13 protein-coding genes are annotated in these 12,464 nt (G+C 73.3%); 5 read left to right on the top strand and 8 right to left on the bottom strand.

Features of this window, described 5'->3' with window-relative positions:
- Positions 1–24: 24 nt before the first annotated feature.
- Both ASD18_RS03430 and ASD18_RS03425 read right to left on the bottom strand, forming a co-directional pair.
- On the bottom strand, positions 25–1,998 hold the full coding sequence (locus ASD18_RS03430) for a penicillin-binding transpeptidase domain-containing protein (RefSeq protein WP_056086660.1): 1,974 nt from the start codon (positions 1,996–1,998) through the stop codon (positions 25–27).
- 147 nt (positions 1,999–2,145) lie between these two features.
- Positions 2,146–3,459: an FAD-binding oxidoreductase gene (locus ASD18_RS03425; RefSeq protein ID WP_056086658.1), complete on the bottom strand. Its 1,314-nt coding sequence runs from the start codon at positions 3,457–3,459 to the stop codon at positions 2,146–2,148.
- A gap of 98 nt (positions 3,460–3,557) precedes the next feature.
- Between ASD18_RS03425 and ASD18_RS03420 the strand changes: the two genes are divergently transcribed.
- Together ASD18_RS03420 and ASD18_RS03415 are read left to right on the top strand one after the other, a co-directional pair.
- Positions 3,558–4,430: an AraC family transcriptional regulator gene (locus tag ASD18_RS03420; RefSeq protein WP_056086656.1), complete on the top strand. Its 873-nt coding sequence runs from the start codon at positions 3,558–3,560 to the stop codon at positions 4,428–4,430.
- A gap of 9 nt (positions 4,431–4,439) precedes the next feature.
- A complete protein-coding gene (locus ASD18_RS03415; RefSeq protein ID WP_056086653.1) occupies positions 4,440–4,868 on the top strand; it encodes an SRPBCC family protein in 429 nt (142 codons plus the stop codon).
- Here the strand turns inward: ASD18_RS03415 and ASD18_RS03410 are convergent.
- Entirely contained in the window at positions 4,849–5,367 is a 519-nt protein-coding gene (locus ASD18_RS03410; protein ID WP_056086651.1) for a TetR/AcrR family transcriptional regulator, read from the bottom strand. The genes ASD18_RS03415 and ASD18_RS03410 overlap by 20 nt on opposite strands.
- On the bottom strand, positions 5,367–6,284 hold the full coding sequence (locus ASD18_RS03405; protein WP_056086648.1) for an SDR family oxidoreductase: 918 nt from the start codon (positions 6,282–6,284) through the stop codon (positions 5,367–5,369). The genes ASD18_RS03410 and ASD18_RS03405 overlap by 1 nt, the downstream gene beginning before the upstream one ends.
- An 84-nt stretch (positions 6,285–6,368) precedes the next feature.
- Between ASD18_RS03405 and ASD18_RS03400 the strand changes: the two genes are divergently transcribed.
- The 3 genes from ASD18_RS03400 to ASD18_RS03390 all read left to right on the top strand — a co-directional run bounded on the left by ASD18_RS03400 (position 6,369) and on the right by ASD18_RS03390 (position 8,821).
- Positions 6,369–7,205 carry an aldo/keto reductase gene (locus ASD18_RS03400; protein WP_056086645.1) on the top strand — a complete coding sequence of 279 codons (837 nt, stop codon included), beginning with the start codon at positions 6,369–6,371 and terminating at the stop codon, positions 7,203–7,205.
- 81 nt (positions 7,206–7,286) lie between these two features.
- Positions 7,287–7,628, top strand: a complete 342-nt coding sequence (locus tag ASD18_RS03395; RefSeq protein ID WP_056086642.1) for a YciI family protein — start codon at positions 7,287–7,289, stop codon at positions 7,626–7,628.
- Positions 7,628–8,821 carry an RNA polymerase sigma factor gene (locus ASD18_RS03390; protein ID WP_056086639.1) on the top strand — a complete coding sequence of 398 codons (1,194 nt, stop codon included), beginning with the start codon at positions 7,628–7,630 and terminating at the stop codon, positions 8,819–8,821. The genes ASD18_RS03395 and ASD18_RS03390 overlap by 1 nt, the downstream gene beginning before the upstream one ends.
- Here ASD18_RS03390 and ASD18_RS03385 read toward each other — a convergent pair.
- From ASD18_RS03385 to ASD18_RS03370, 4 genes are read right to left on the bottom strand one after another with little or no spacing between them, the layout of a single operon-like run.
- Positions 8,805–9,446 carry a GNAT family N-acetyltransferase gene (locus ASD18_RS03385; RefSeq protein WP_056086636.1) on the bottom strand — a complete coding sequence of 214 codons (642 nt, stop codon included), beginning with the start codon at positions 9,444–9,446 and terminating at the stop codon, positions 8,805–8,807. The two genes, ASD18_RS03390 and ASD18_RS03385, sit on opposite strands and share 17 nt — an antisense overlap.
- Positions 9,447–9,468: 22 nt before the next feature.
- Positions 9,469–10,737, bottom strand: coding sequence for an MFS transporter (locus ASD18_RS03380; RefSeq protein WP_056091480.1), 1,269 nt, complete (start codon positions 10,735–10,737; stop codon positions 9,469–9,471).
- A 13-nt stretch (positions 10,738–10,750) separates the two neighbouring features.
- Complete coding sequence (locus ASD18_RS03375; RefSeq protein ID WP_056086633.1) at positions 10,751–11,995, bottom strand: RNA polymerase sigma factor; 1,245 nt, start codon at positions 11,993–11,995, stop codon at positions 10,751–10,753.
- The gene (locus tag ASD18_RS03370) at positions 11,995–12,426 is read right to left on the bottom strand and encodes a YciI family protein (RefSeq protein ID WP_056086631.1); all 432 of its coding nucleotides are present in this window, start codon (positions 12,424–12,426) and stop codon (positions 11,995–11,997) included. Before ASD18_RS03370 ends, ASD18_RS03375 begins: the two co-directional genes overlap by 1 nt.
- Between the last annotated feature and the right edge of the window lie 38 nt (positions 12,427–12,464).

Below are 12,464 nucleotides of genomic sequence, written 5' to 3'. Positions count from 1 at the left end.
TCACAGCGCCAGGTGCTCCGACGATCACCCCTGCGCCGCCCGGAGGAACTGCTCCAGCAGCGGGCCCGCGGTGGTCGACCCGTACTCGCCGACGTCGACGAACACCGCGACCGCGAGGTCGCCCTGGATCGCGATCATCCACACGTGGTTCTGCAGGTTGCCGGCCTCACCGAACTGCGCGGTGCCGGTCTTGGCCGCCACCTCGTCACCGGGGACGTCCTGCAGGAACGTCGCGCCACCCTCGGTCACCACGCCGCGCATCAGCTGCTTCAGGGTGGCGGCCTCGTCGGCGGTCAGCGGGGCGGCGGGCGGGGCGGTCTCGCTCGGCTCCGCCGAGTCCTCCTCGCTCGGCGCCGGGGTCGTGACGCCCTCGGCGGGGACCACGAGCCGGGGCAGGACCGTCGACCCCTTCGCCACGGACGCGGCGACCGTGGCCATGCCGAGCGGCGACGCGAGCACGCGGCCCTGCCCGATCATCGACGCGGCGTGGTCGGTGCCGTCGGAGTCGGCGGGGACGTCCCCGAGGAACGCGGGGAAGCCGAGGGTCGCGTGCGGGTCCAGCCCGAGCGAGCCGGCGGCGTCGATGAGCGCGTCCTGGTTGGCCTGCTCGCGCGCCGAGATGAAGGCGGTGTTGCACGAGTGGGCGAAGGCGGTCCGCAGCGGGATGGTGCCCAGCTTGTCGGTGGGGTACTCGGGGAAGTTGGAGAACGAGCGCCCGTCCACGGAGACGGTGGCGGGGCAGGTCGTGTCGCTGTCCGCCGTGAGCCCCGACCGCAGCAGCGCGAGCGCGCTGACCACCTTGAACGTCGAGCCGGGGGCGAACTGGCCGAGCGTGGCGGTGGACATGCCCTCGCCGCCCACCCCGCTGGCGGCGGCGAGCACGTCGCCGGTCGACGGGCGGAGGGCGACGATCGCGTTCGCGGGCCCGACGGTGGCGACGACGGACTCCGCCGCCTCCTGCAGACGGACGTCGAGGGTGGTCGTCAGCGGGGTGCCCGGCGTCGCCTCGACGGCGTACAGCTGTCGCTTGGCCGCACCGTCGGCCTGCGCGGCGGTGATCGTCAGACCGGGCAGGCCGCGCAGCTGCGCGTCGTACTGGCGCTGCAGCCCGGACAGCCCCGCGAGGTCCCCGGCGGACACGGCACCGTCCGACTTCTCGATGATCTCGGCCGTCGCGGGTCCGACCGTCCCGAGGATCGGCCGGGCGAACTGCCGCGTCGGGGCGAGCGGCAACGTGTCCGGCACCTCGATCACGCCGGGAAGCCCCACGAGCACCGGGATGTCGTAGCCGGTGTCGCCGTCGCGGATGGTGATCGCCTCGACGAAGGCCTTCTCGCCCGCACCGACCACCTTCGCCGCGTAGGCGTCCGCGTCGACGCCCAGCTGCCGCGCCAGCTCGCGCGCCGCGGCGTCCTGCTCGGGGGCGGCGAGGCGCGTCTTGTCGATCCCGACCCGGTGCACGCGTCGCGGCTCGACGATCACGGCGCCGTTGGCGCCCAGCACGTTGGCGCGCTCGGCGCGGGAGCGTTCGACGCCGAGCACCTCTCCGGCGACCAGGTCCGGTGCGAGCAGCGCGGGCGACCACGTGACGTGCCAGACGTCCTCGTCGTCGCGGGCGAGCTTCGCGTGCGTCTCGTACGTCCAGTCGGAGTCGCTGTCGTCGACGTCCCACGTGAACCCCAGGGTCGCCGTCGCGACGTCCTCGTCCTGCTCGTCCACCGTCGTCGAGACGACCGTCACGGTGGGCTCCCACGGAGCGAGGCCCTCGTAGGCGCTGGTGCGGATGTCCGTGGCCGCCGTGACGTCGGCGGTCCCGCCGGCGAACGGTGCCTTCGTGAAGTCGCCGGACGTGAGGGCAGCAGCGAGCGCCTCGGTCGCGCTCGTCGGGTCGGGCGGCTCGGCCGAGCACCCGGTCAGACCGGCCGCCACGATGACGAGGGCGATCCCGCCGCCCACGAGCCGCCGACCGGCCACTGCGCGTTCACCTGCGAACGACATGCTGTCCCCTCGTCGCGCGGCATCGTGCCGCTTCCTGCTGTTGCACGCCAGGCCCACTCGTCCGCACGACGCTCCGAGAGCGTGTCACCACCGGGTCACCCGGCGGGCGGGAACGGTGCAGCCTTCACCACTCCTCCCCAGACGGGGTCACGCGAACACCCCCGCCGGGTCGTACGTCTGCCGCACCTGCACCAGTCGGTCGGCCACCGCCGGCTCCCAGACTGCCGTCCCGGTGCCGGAGAAGTTGGGGTTGACCTCGGCCGATGCCCACGGGCCCAACGCCTCCGTGATCGCGTCGGCGGCGGCCGGCAGCTCGGCGAACCGGCTCGGGTCGCCGCTCGCGACCGCCACGACGAAGGCCGACCCGCGCCCGGACACCGCCGACCCGCCCGGCACGTCGACCCCGGTGGCCCCGGCGACGTGCCGCAGCTCGGCGGCCATGAACGGCGTCGTCGCGTCGGCACCCACCAGCCCGAGCCACGCGTCGGCGAGCTCGTCGTCCGCGCGGTCGAGCAGCATCCCGCGCACCCAGCCAGGTCCCGGCTGGCCCGGGTCGTTGTGGATCTCGGCTGCCCGGGCGGCGGGCAGGACGCCGACCGTGTCCAGGAACGCCGGCGCGAGGGCGCGCAGGGGCGCGGCGGCCGCCGTTCCCGCCGCTTCGTCGCCCGGGCGGGCCACGCGCAGGAGCAGGACCGTGCGGCCACGCAGGAACTCCGGGATGACCTCGAGCGGTGGGAAACGCACGATCGCCGCGCTGGTGGTCGTCGCGGCGTCCGCGGTGGGCGTCCACGCCAGCCAGCCGCGCAGGGCGGCGTCGATGTGCTCGGCGCCGAAGAACAGCGTGCCGGCGTAGAGCTCGGGCATGGCGACCAGGCGCAGGCGGAGCTGCGTCACCACGCCGAGGCCGACCTTGCCGCCCCGGAGCGCCCAGAAGAGGTCCGGGTGCGCGTCGGCCGACGCCTCGACCACCTCACCCGTCCCGGTGACCACGGTGAGGGACTCGAGCAGGTCCGAGCTGTACCCGTGGCTGCGGGCGAACGGACCGAGCCCTCCGCCCAGGAGGTAGCCGGCCACGCCGACGTTGGCCGACGACCCCGCGATCGGCGTCAGCCCGTGGGCGTCGGCGACGGGAACGACGTCGGACCAGCGCACGCCGGCACCGATCGTCGCGACGCGGGTCTCCGGGTCCACCTCGACGCCACCGAGCCGGCGCGTGGTGAGCAGGACGCCCGAGGTCACCGGCGTGGTGGCGCCGTGGCCCGTGGCCAGCACGTGGAGGGGTACTCCCTGCTCGGCGGCCCAGCGCACGGTCTCGGCGACGTCCTGTGTGCTCGCGGCACCGACCGCGACGTCGGGCGCGTGCGCGATCGCACGGTTGTGGGGGGCGATCTCCTCGGCGAACCCCTCGTGGTCCGGGGTCAGCACGGGGCCGGTGACGCGGGAGGTGAGGGGGTGAGACATACCTGACTCCTTGCAGGTCGGTGGCGCGGGGTGTCTCTCGCGGGCAGAGTGCCACCCTTGCACCGACCTCCGACACTCCTTTGCGGGACGATCACGGGGTGACCGACGCGTTCACCTTCGTCACGCACGAGCCCACCGGCGGGCTCGGGCGGTACGTGGCGAGCATCTGGTACGCCCGCGGGCGGCTGCGCGCACCGGCCGAGCGGGTGGCGCCGACGGGCTCGGCCGTGCTGGGCCTCGTGCTCGGTCCCCCGATCGCGCAGGTCGCGCGCAACGGGACCGGCGACGTGCACCTGGCGCGGACCGGGTTCCTGCTGGGTCCCGACGACCAGCCGATGCTCAACCGGCCCCTCGGCGAGACGTGGTGCGTCGGCGTGGTCGCGACGCCGATCGGGTGCGCGACCGCGTTCGGCGTCGACCCGCGGGCGCTGCGGGGCCGGCTGCTCGGGGCGGAGGCGTGGTCGCCGCTGCGTCGGGAGCTGCTCGGGCTCGAGGACCCGGACGCGATGATCTCCGCGGTCGAGGCCGCGCTGGCGGAGTCGGTGGCCGAGCGGGAGCGCGCGCTGCCCCGCTGCACCGACGCGGTCGAGGCGGCGGTCGGCGCCCTCGTCGCGGAGCCGGGCCGGCCGGTGGCCGACGTGGCGCGGTCGGTGCACCTGTCCCACGCCCACCTGGACCGCGGGTTCCGGCGCGTCGTCGGGCTGAGCCCCGGCACGTTCGCGCGCGTGGCCCGGATGCGCGACCTGCTGGCCTCGCTCGACACCGGCCGTCCGGTCGGCTGGGGGCAGGTGGCCGCCGACCGCGGCTGGTACGACCAGGCGCACCTCATCCGCCACTTCCGGCGGCACACGGGCACGACGCCGGCCGCGTACCTCGCCGCGTACCGGGCGGTCTACGGGGACGCGCCCACCGAGCCGGGGTTCGCGCCGGTGGTCAATTCCGTCCAAGACGGCGTCGGCCCGAACGCCTAACGTCGCGCCATGACCATCGCGATCGACACCACGACGAGCATCGCCGCGCCGCCCGACGCGGTCTGGGCCGCGCTCACCGACTGGTCGCTGGCGCCGCGCTGGATGCCCGGCGTCTCCGCCATGACCGGGCCGGTGGCGCCCGGGTCGACGGTGACCTTCACCGTGCGCGGCAAGGAGCGGACCGCCCTCGTCGACGGTCTGGACGCGCCCCGGCGGCTGGCCCTGCTGTCGCGTTCCGGACCCGTGACGGCGGTGTACACCTACACGCTCACCCCGACCTCAGCCGGCACCGACCTCGGCCTGGTCGCGGATGTCGTCGTGCGCGGGCCCCTGACACTCCTCGCGGGGGTGATCCGTCGCTCGATCGCGAAGGAGGACGGGGTCCAGCCCGAGCGACTGCGCGCGGTGGTCGAGGCAGTCAGCCGACCAGCAGGCTGACCGCGCGGTGCAGGTCCGCCCGGGTCTGGTCCAGGTCCGGCCCGGGGGCGAGCGTCACGCCGTGCACCAGCCCGAGCACCTGGCCGAGAAGCCGGTCCGCGGCCCACTCGTCGTCGCCGCGCGCGGCGCGCAGGGCCGCCACCTTCCGCGCGTGCGACTCCACCGACTGCGGCAGCCGGGCGAGCACCGCCGGACGCTCCAGGTTGTGCCAGAGGAGCAGGCGCACCAGCGACGGGTGCTCCAGGTTGAAGTCGAGGATCCGCACCGCGTACCCGGGCAGGTCCGCCGCGTCGAACGGCACGGCGTCCAGCAGCTGCTCGATCCGGTCCTCGATCACCGCGTCGAACAGCTGGTCCTTGCTGCCGAAGTACGCGTAGATCCGCTGCTTGTTGGCGCCGGCCCGCTCGGCGATCCGGTCGACGCGCGCACCGGCCAGCCCGCGCTCGGCGAACTCGTCGGCCGCCGCGTCGAGGATCCGGCGCGGGGTGTCGGCGGCCATCACGCGGGCAGGGCCGTGCCCGTGAGGTCCTGCGCCACCGCCCAGAGCCGCGCGGCGGTGTCGTCGTCGCGCATGCGCCGGTTGAGGCGGGCGGGACCGGTGGGGCCGACGAGCCCGAACCGACCCGACGGGCCGTAGTAGCCGTCCTCCACCGCACTCGGGTCGGCCGCGGCGAACAGCATGGGCTCGGCGCCCTGCTCCGGCTGCTGCGACGGGACGAACGGCAGGTTGCCGATGGGCGAGCGGTGCACCGAGTCACGCCCGAGCGAGGCGCCGGCCGTCTGGAGGTTGGTCTGCGTGAACCCCGGGTGGGCGGCGTTGCTGCGCAGGATCCAGCCGCGCTGCATCGAGACACGCGCCAGCTGCCGGGCGAGCAGCAGGTCGGCCAGCTTCGACTGTGCGTACGACCGTGTGGGGCTGTAGCGGCGACGGGTCCACTGCAGGTCGTCGAACCGGATGCGACCCACGTTCGCCATGCCGCTGCTCATCGTGGTCACGCGGCCCTCGGGGGCGGCGAGCAGGAGCGGCAGGAGGAGGTTGGTCAGCGCGAGCGGGCCGAGGTAGTTGGTGCCCAGCTGCAGCTCGAAGCCGTCCTCGGTCTCGAAGCGGGTGGGCGGGGCCATGACGCCGGCGTTGTTGATCAGGGTGTCGAGGTGCGGGAGGTCGCGCGCGAGCGACTCGGCGAACGCACGCACCGAGGCCAGGGAGGCGAGGTCCAGCAGCCGCACCTCCGCGGAGGCGTCGGGGTGAGCCGCGACGATCTCCGCGAGCGCCTTCTCGCCCTTCTCGGCGTTGCGCACCGCGAGCACCACGTGCGCACCTGCGGCGGCCAGGCGCTCGGCGGCCTCCCGCCCGGTGCCGCTGTTGGCCCCGGTGACGACGACGGTGCGGCCGGACTGGTCGGGGACGACATACATCTGAAGCTCCTCGCAATGTGCAACCAACTGGTTAGTTGGTCACCATAACAGGCGATCGCGGCCCGCGCGGGGTCGAATGGAGACATGACCACCGTCCCGAACATCACCCTGAACACCGGCGTGCAGATCCCCCAGCTGGGCTTCGGCGTCTTCCAGATCGACCCCGCGGAGACCAAGGACGCGGTCCTGCAGGCCTTCGAGGTGGGCTACCGCCACATCGACACCGCGCAGATGTACGGCAACGAGAAGGGCGTCGGGGACGCCGTCGCCGCGTCCGGCCTGGACCGCAAGGACGTCTTCCTCACCAGCAAGCTGAACAACGACATGCACGACCCCGGGGACGCGGCGATCGCGTTCGACCTCACGCTCGAGGCGCTCGGCACGGACTACGTGGACCTCTTCCTCATCCACTGGCCGCTGGCGACGGTGAGCGACTTCGTCGAGACCTGGAAGGCCATGGAGGACTTCTACCGGTCCGGCCGCGCCAAGTCGATCGGCGTCTCCAACTTCCAGCCGCACCACCTGAACCGCCTCAAGGCGGAGGCCACCATCACCCCCGCGGTGAACCAGGTCGAGGTGCACCCGTACCTCACCCAGGCGGCGGTGCGCGCGTACGGCACCGAGCACGGCATCGCCACCGAGGCGTGGAGCCCGATCGCGCAGGGCAAGGTGCTGGACGACCCGACGATCGTGCGGATCGCCGAGGCCCTCGGCAAGACCCCCGCGCAGGTCACGCTGCGGTGGCACATCCAGCGCGGCGACATCGTGTTCCCCAAGTCGGTCACCCGCAGCCGCATCGAGGAGAACTTCGCGCTCTTCGACTTCGAGCTCGCCGACCTGGACGTGGCGGACATCTCGGCGCTCAACCGCGACGAGCGGACCGGCCCCGACCCGGACACGTTCGACTACGTTCCTTCGTAGCTGTCGATCCGGCTGCTCACCGTTCGTACAGGGGGTGAGCAGCCGGCGCAGGGCCGGCGGCCGCACATCGAGGAGGACGCCATGAGCCACTACCTGCTGAGCGTGATGGAGCCGGTCGGACCGCGGCCCGCGCCCGAGGTGCTCGAGCCGATCATGCAGGCGGTCGGCGACGTCGACCAGGCGATGCGGGAGGCCGGCGTCTGGGTCTACGCGGGTGGCCTGCACGACCCGAGCACCGCGACCGTACTGCGCGCCAAGGACGGCGACGTCATCCCCACCGACGGCCCGTTCATCGAGGCGCGGGAGCACCTGGGCGGGTTCACGATCATCGACGCCGACGACCTCGACGCGGCCCTCGACTGGGGCGGCAGGTTGGCCGTCGCCACGGGGCTGCCCATCGAGGTGCGGCCGTTCCGCTACTAGTGGGACCGGAGTCCGTCGCCGACGTCTTCCGCGCGGAGCACGGCCGCGCGGTCGCCGTCCTGACCCGCACCTTCGGCGACCTCGACGTCGCCGAGGAGGCGGTGCAGGAGGCGTTCGCCGCGGCCGTACAGCACTGGCCGGTGGACGGGCTCCCGCCCAGCCCGGCCGGCTGGATCATCACCACGGCCAAGCGCAAGGCGATCGACCGGCTGCGCCGCGAGGCGTCCCGCGACGACCGGCACGCCCAGGCCGCGCTGCTGCACGAGCGCGAGGAACCGGTGGAGGTGGGGCCCGTGCGCGACGATCGGCTCCGGCTGGTGTTCACCTGCTGCCACCCGGCCTTGTCCGTCGAGGCGCAGGTGGCGCTCACGCTCCGGCTGCTCGGCGGGCTGACCACCGAGGAGATCGCCCACGCGTTCCTGGTGCCCGAGCCGACGATGGCGCAGCGGCTGGTGCGCGCCAAGGGCAAGATCCGCGACGCCCGCATCCCGTACCGGGTGCCCCGCGACGCCGACCTGCCCGACCGCCTCCGGGCGGTGCTGGCGGTGGTCTACCTGGTGTTCACCACCGGCTCGGCCGCCCTCACCCGCGACGACCTCTGCGCCGAGGCGATCCGGCTGGGCCGGGTGCTGGTCGAGCTCATGCCCGACGAGCCCGAGGCCCTGGGCCTGCTCGCCCTGATGCTCCTCACCGACGCCCGCCGGGACGCCCGCGTCTCCGCGACCGGCGAGCTGGTGCTCCTGCGCGACCAGGACCGTGCGCTGTGGGACGCCGAGCAGCTCGACGAGGGCCGGGAGCTCGTGCGCCGGTGCCTGCGCCGCGACCACCTCGGTCCGTACCAGCTGCAGGCCGCGATGCAGGCGGTGCACAGCGAGCCGGCGGGGACCGACTGGCGGCAGATCGTGCTCCTGTACGACCAGCTGATGTCGATCGCGCCCAGCCCGGTGGTCGCGCTCAACCGGGCGGTCGCGGTGGCGGAGCTGGAGGGGCCCTCTGCCGGGCTCGCGCTGGTGGACGGGCTGCCGCTGGAGCGCTTCTACCTGTTCCACGCGGTCCGCGCCGACCTCCTGCGCCGCCTCGACCGGCCGACGGACGCGGCAGCCGCCTACGCCGCCGCGCTCGCCCTGACCGCCAACGAGGCGGAGCGTGAGTTCCTCACCCGCAGCCGCGACGCGCTCAGCCCAGCCGGCTGACCAGTCCCGCGCGGACCGCGAACCACTCCGCGGCGACGATCGAGAAGTAGGCCGTGTCCCGCAGGCCGCCGTCCGTGGCCACCGTGTGGACGCGCCGGACCCCCTCGAACGTGCCGCCGATCCGCTCGATGGCCGCGCGCGACGCTGCGTTGCGCGCGTCGGTCTTCAGGGTGACGCGCAGGGACTTCCACGTCTCGAACGCGTGCGTGAGCAGGAGCAGCTTGGTCTCGGTGTTCACCGCCGTGCGCTGCGCCGACTCCGCGTACCAGGTGCTCCCGATCTCGGCGACGGACGGGGGGTTCTCGTCGCTCGGCGCACCGCCGACGCCGATGCCCGGAGGCCACGGCGCCGGGTTCTCGAAGACCTCGAGGTCCAGGAACCGCGTGCTGCCCACGAGCGCCCCGTCCGGCAGCCGGCGCACGGCGAACGGCACCGAGCGGCCCCCGCCGGCGTGCTCGAGGGCGGCCTCGACGTACGTCCGAGTCTCCTCGGCCCCGTCGGGCACCCACGTGAACCCGTAGCTGCCGCGCTCCTCGGCGGCCGCAGCGGCGAGCGCGTCGACGTGCGCGAGGGCCAGCGGCTCGAGCTGGACGTGCCGGCCGGTCAGAGTGAAGGGCGCGATCATGCGGCCATCGTGCCCGACGTCCTCACGCCTCGGCGTGCGCGTTCGCGTCGCGGATCGCCCGCCGTCCGCCCGGGACCACCAGCGCCAGCGCGACCACGAGCAGCAGCGCGATCCCCGCCCAGATCAGCAGCGACTCCACCGAGAACCGGTCCGCGAGCGGCCCGAACACCGCCATCCCGAACGGCATCGACACGGCCATGACGATCCCGACGAACCCGAACACCCGCCCCTGCATCTCCGGCTCCACGGTCTCCTGCAGCACCGTGAACGAGGGCGTGGAGAACGCCGGCACGAACAGCCCGAGCAGGAACATGAAGCCGAGGAACACCCAGAGGTTGGTGGACAGTCCGAGCCCGACGGAGATGCCGCCGAACACCAGCGTGGAGCCCAGGATCATCCGGACCCGGTTCCACTTCCCCGCCCAGGCGGCCACCGCCGCGCCGCCGAGCACCATGCCGATGCTGAACGCCAGCTCGTTGGCGGTCAGCTTCCACACCTCGTCGCCGAACGTCCGCACGATCATCAGCGGCGTGAGGAACGAGGGCGCCACGATGAGCACGAACACCACGGCGTACAGGACCAGCACCCAGCGGACGAACGCGTGCGAGACGACGTACCTGACGCCGCCGACCAGGTCGTCGAAGTAGCCGAGGTGCTCGGTTTCCGCCGACCGCACCAGCCGCGGGACGGTGACCATCAGCAGCAGCCCGATCCCGATCACGGCGGTGACCACGTCGATGTAGAACACCGCGACGATCGACATGCTCGCGTAGACCGCGGCCGCGGCGGCCGGCGCGACGAGCATCATGGCCGACTGGATGGTGCCGTTGATCCCGTTGACGCGCATGAGCTTGTCCGCCGGGACGATCTGCGGGAGCAGCGCGGCGACCGCGGGCATCTGGATCCCGGCGCCCGCCGAGCGGATGGCGATCGCCACGAAGATGAGCCAGAGGTCGGTGGCGCCCGCGGCCATGAACATCGCCAGGGCGAGCGTCACGATCGCGATGGTCGCGTCGGCGCCGATGATCAGCTTCTTGCGGTCCAGCCGGTCCGCCCACACACCGCCGAAGATCGAGATCACGGCCTGCGGCAGGAAACCGAACACCGCGTACATGGCCATGACCCCGCCGGACTTGGTCTCCAGGGTCAGGTGCCACATCACGGCGTACTGGACGAGCATCGAGCCGAACAGGGAGACGGTCTGCCCCGTCAGGAAGATGGTGACGTCCCGGCGCCAACCGGGTCGCTCGGGCGCGGGGACGGCCACGTCCGTCTGCGTCGGTTCCGTCATGTCGCCCATGGTGTCAGCAGGCTCCGACATCGGGCACGGCCGCCGCCGCCCGTGCCATGAGCAGGCTCCGTTCGCGCTGGGTGGGCGCCAGGCCGGCCGCCCGCTCCAGCACCTCGGCCGCCTCGTCGGCCCGCCCGAGCCGGAGCAGCACGTCCCCGCGGACTGCGCCGTACAAGTGGTAGCGCGCCATGCGGGGGTCGCCGTGCACCGCGTCGAGCGCGTCGAGCGCCGCCTGCGGCCCGTCTGCGTGCAGCACCGCGACCGCCCGGTTGAGCTCGACCACCGGCGACGGGGCCAGCTGCGCCAGCGCGTCGTAGAGGGCGACGATCGCCTCCCAGTCGGTCTCGTCGAACGACCGCGCCCGGCTGTGGCACGCCGCGATGGCCGCCTGCACGGTGTACGGACCGAGCGGTCGGCGCAGCGAGATCGACCGGTCGAGCGCCCCGAGGCCGTGCTCGATCAGGGTCCGGTCCCATTGTCTGCGGTCCTGGTCCTGGAGCAGGACGCCGTCGCCGCGGGCGTCGAAGCGGGAGGCCTGGAGCTCCATGAGGGCGACCAGCCCGTGCACCTCCGGCTCGCGCGGGAGGAGCCCGGCGAGCACGCGGCCCAGGCGCATGGCCTCGTCGGCCAGGTCCCGGCGCACCCACCGGTCGCCGCTGGTGGACGCGTGGCCCTCGGTGAAGACCAGGTAGACCACCTCGAGCACCGAGCCCACCCGCGCCGGAAGTGCGTCAGCCTGCGGCACCTCGAACGGCACCTGTGCTTCGGCCAGCGTGCGCTTGGCGCGGGAGATCCGCTGCCCGATCGTCGGCGACGGGACCAGGTAGGCGCGGGCGATCTCGTCGGTGGTCAGGCCGCCGAACAGCCGGAGCGTCAGCGCGATCCGCGACTCCCGCGGCAGCACCGGGTGGCAGGTGAGGAACACCAGCGAGAGCAGGTCGTCGCCGATGGGCTCGTCGACGATCCGGTCCGCCCCCGCCTCGTCGGCCAGCGAGCGCGCGAGCACCGCGTACTTGGCGTCGCGGTTCTGCTCCCGGCGGACCAGGTCGATCGCCCGGTGCCGTGCCGTCACCATCAGCCACGCACCGGGCTTGTCCGGGACGCCCGTGACCGGCCACTGCTCCAGCGCGGTCACGAACGCGTCCTGCGCCAGCTCCTCGGCGAGCCCGACGTCCCGGACCAGCCGGGTGAGCGAGGCGATGAGCCGCGGCGACTCGATCCGCCAGATGACCTCGACGGTCCGCCGCGCGTCGGCCATCAGCCCTGCTGGGCCTTGAGCCGGTCGACGATCGCCTGCTCCCGCTCCAGAACCTCCGGCGAGACCACCTGCGCGAAGTCCTCCATCTCGAAGAACGGCCGGATCTCGAGCACCGACCGCATCTCCGCCGTGGATGGGCACCGCTTGGCCCACTCGACCGCCTCGTCCAGCGAGCTCACCTGCCAGATCCAGTAGCCCGCGATGATCTCCTTGGCCTCCGCGAACGGTCCGTCGACCACCGAGACCTCGCCGCTGGTGTCCCAGACCACCTTGGCGCCGGCCTTGCTCGGCTGCAGCCCCTCGCCGGCGAGCATGATCCCGGCGTTCACCAGCTGCTCGTTGTAGACGTTCATCTCCCGGAACATCTCGTCCGTGGGCGCGATCTTGTCCTCGTCGGCGCCGTCGCCCTTGATCATGACCAGGACCTTCATGGTGAACTCCTCCGCTCGGTGGCCACCTCGACGCTAGT

It is taken from the genome of Cellulomonas sp. Root137 (assembly GCF_001426725.1).
Classification (GTDB): domain Bacteria; phylum Actinomycetota; class Actinomycetes; order Actinomycetales; family Cellulomonadaceae; genus Cellulomonas.
The sequence above is the reverse complement of the archived record's forward strand: the minus strand, read 5'-3'. Positions and strand labels throughout refer to the sequence as shown.

Coding starts and splice junctions, on each gene's coding strand:
- ASD18_RS03425 (WP_056086658.1), bottom strand. CDS start 3,459: ATGTCTCACCCCCTCACCTCCCGCGTCACCGGCCCCGTGCTGACCCCG.
- ASD18_RS03415 (WP_056086653.1), top strand. CDS start 4,440: ATGACCATCGCGATCGACACCACGACGAGCATCGCCGCGCCGCCCGAC.
- ASD18_RS03405 (WP_056086648.1), bottom strand. CDS start 6,284: ATGTATGTCGTCCCCGACCAGTCCGGCCGCACCGTCGTCGTCACCGGG.
- ASD18_RS03385 (WP_056086636.1), bottom strand. CDS start 9,446: ATGATCGCGCCCTTCACTCTGACCGGCCGGCACGTCCAGCTCGAGCCG.
- ASD18_RS03375 (WP_056086633.1), bottom strand. CDS start 11,995: ATGGCCGACGCGCGGCGGACCGTCGAGGTCATCTGGCGGATCGAGTCG.
- ASD18_RS03380 (WP_056091480.1), bottom strand. CDS start 10,737: ATGACGGAACCGACGCAGACGGACGTGGCCGTCCCCGCGCCCGAGCGA.
- ASD18_RS03370 (WP_056086631.1), bottom strand. CDS start 12,426: ATGAAGGTCCTGGTCATGATCAAGGGCGACGGCGCCGACGAGGACAAG.
- ASD18_RS03410 (WP_056086651.1), bottom strand. CDS start 5,367: ATGGCCGCCGACACCCCGCGCCGGATCCTCGACGCGGCGGCCGACGAG.
- ASD18_RS03400 (WP_056086645.1), top strand. CDS start 6,369: ATGACCACCGTCCCGAACATCACCCTGAACACCGGCGTGCAGATCCCC.
- ASD18_RS03395 (WP_056086642.1), top strand. CDS start 7,287: ATGAGCCACTACCTGCTGAGCGTGATGGAGCCGGTCGGACCGCGGCCC.
- ASD18_RS03430 (WP_056086660.1), bottom strand. CDS start 1,998: ATGTCGTTCGCAGGTGAACGCGCAGTGGCCGGTCGGCGGCTCGTGGGC.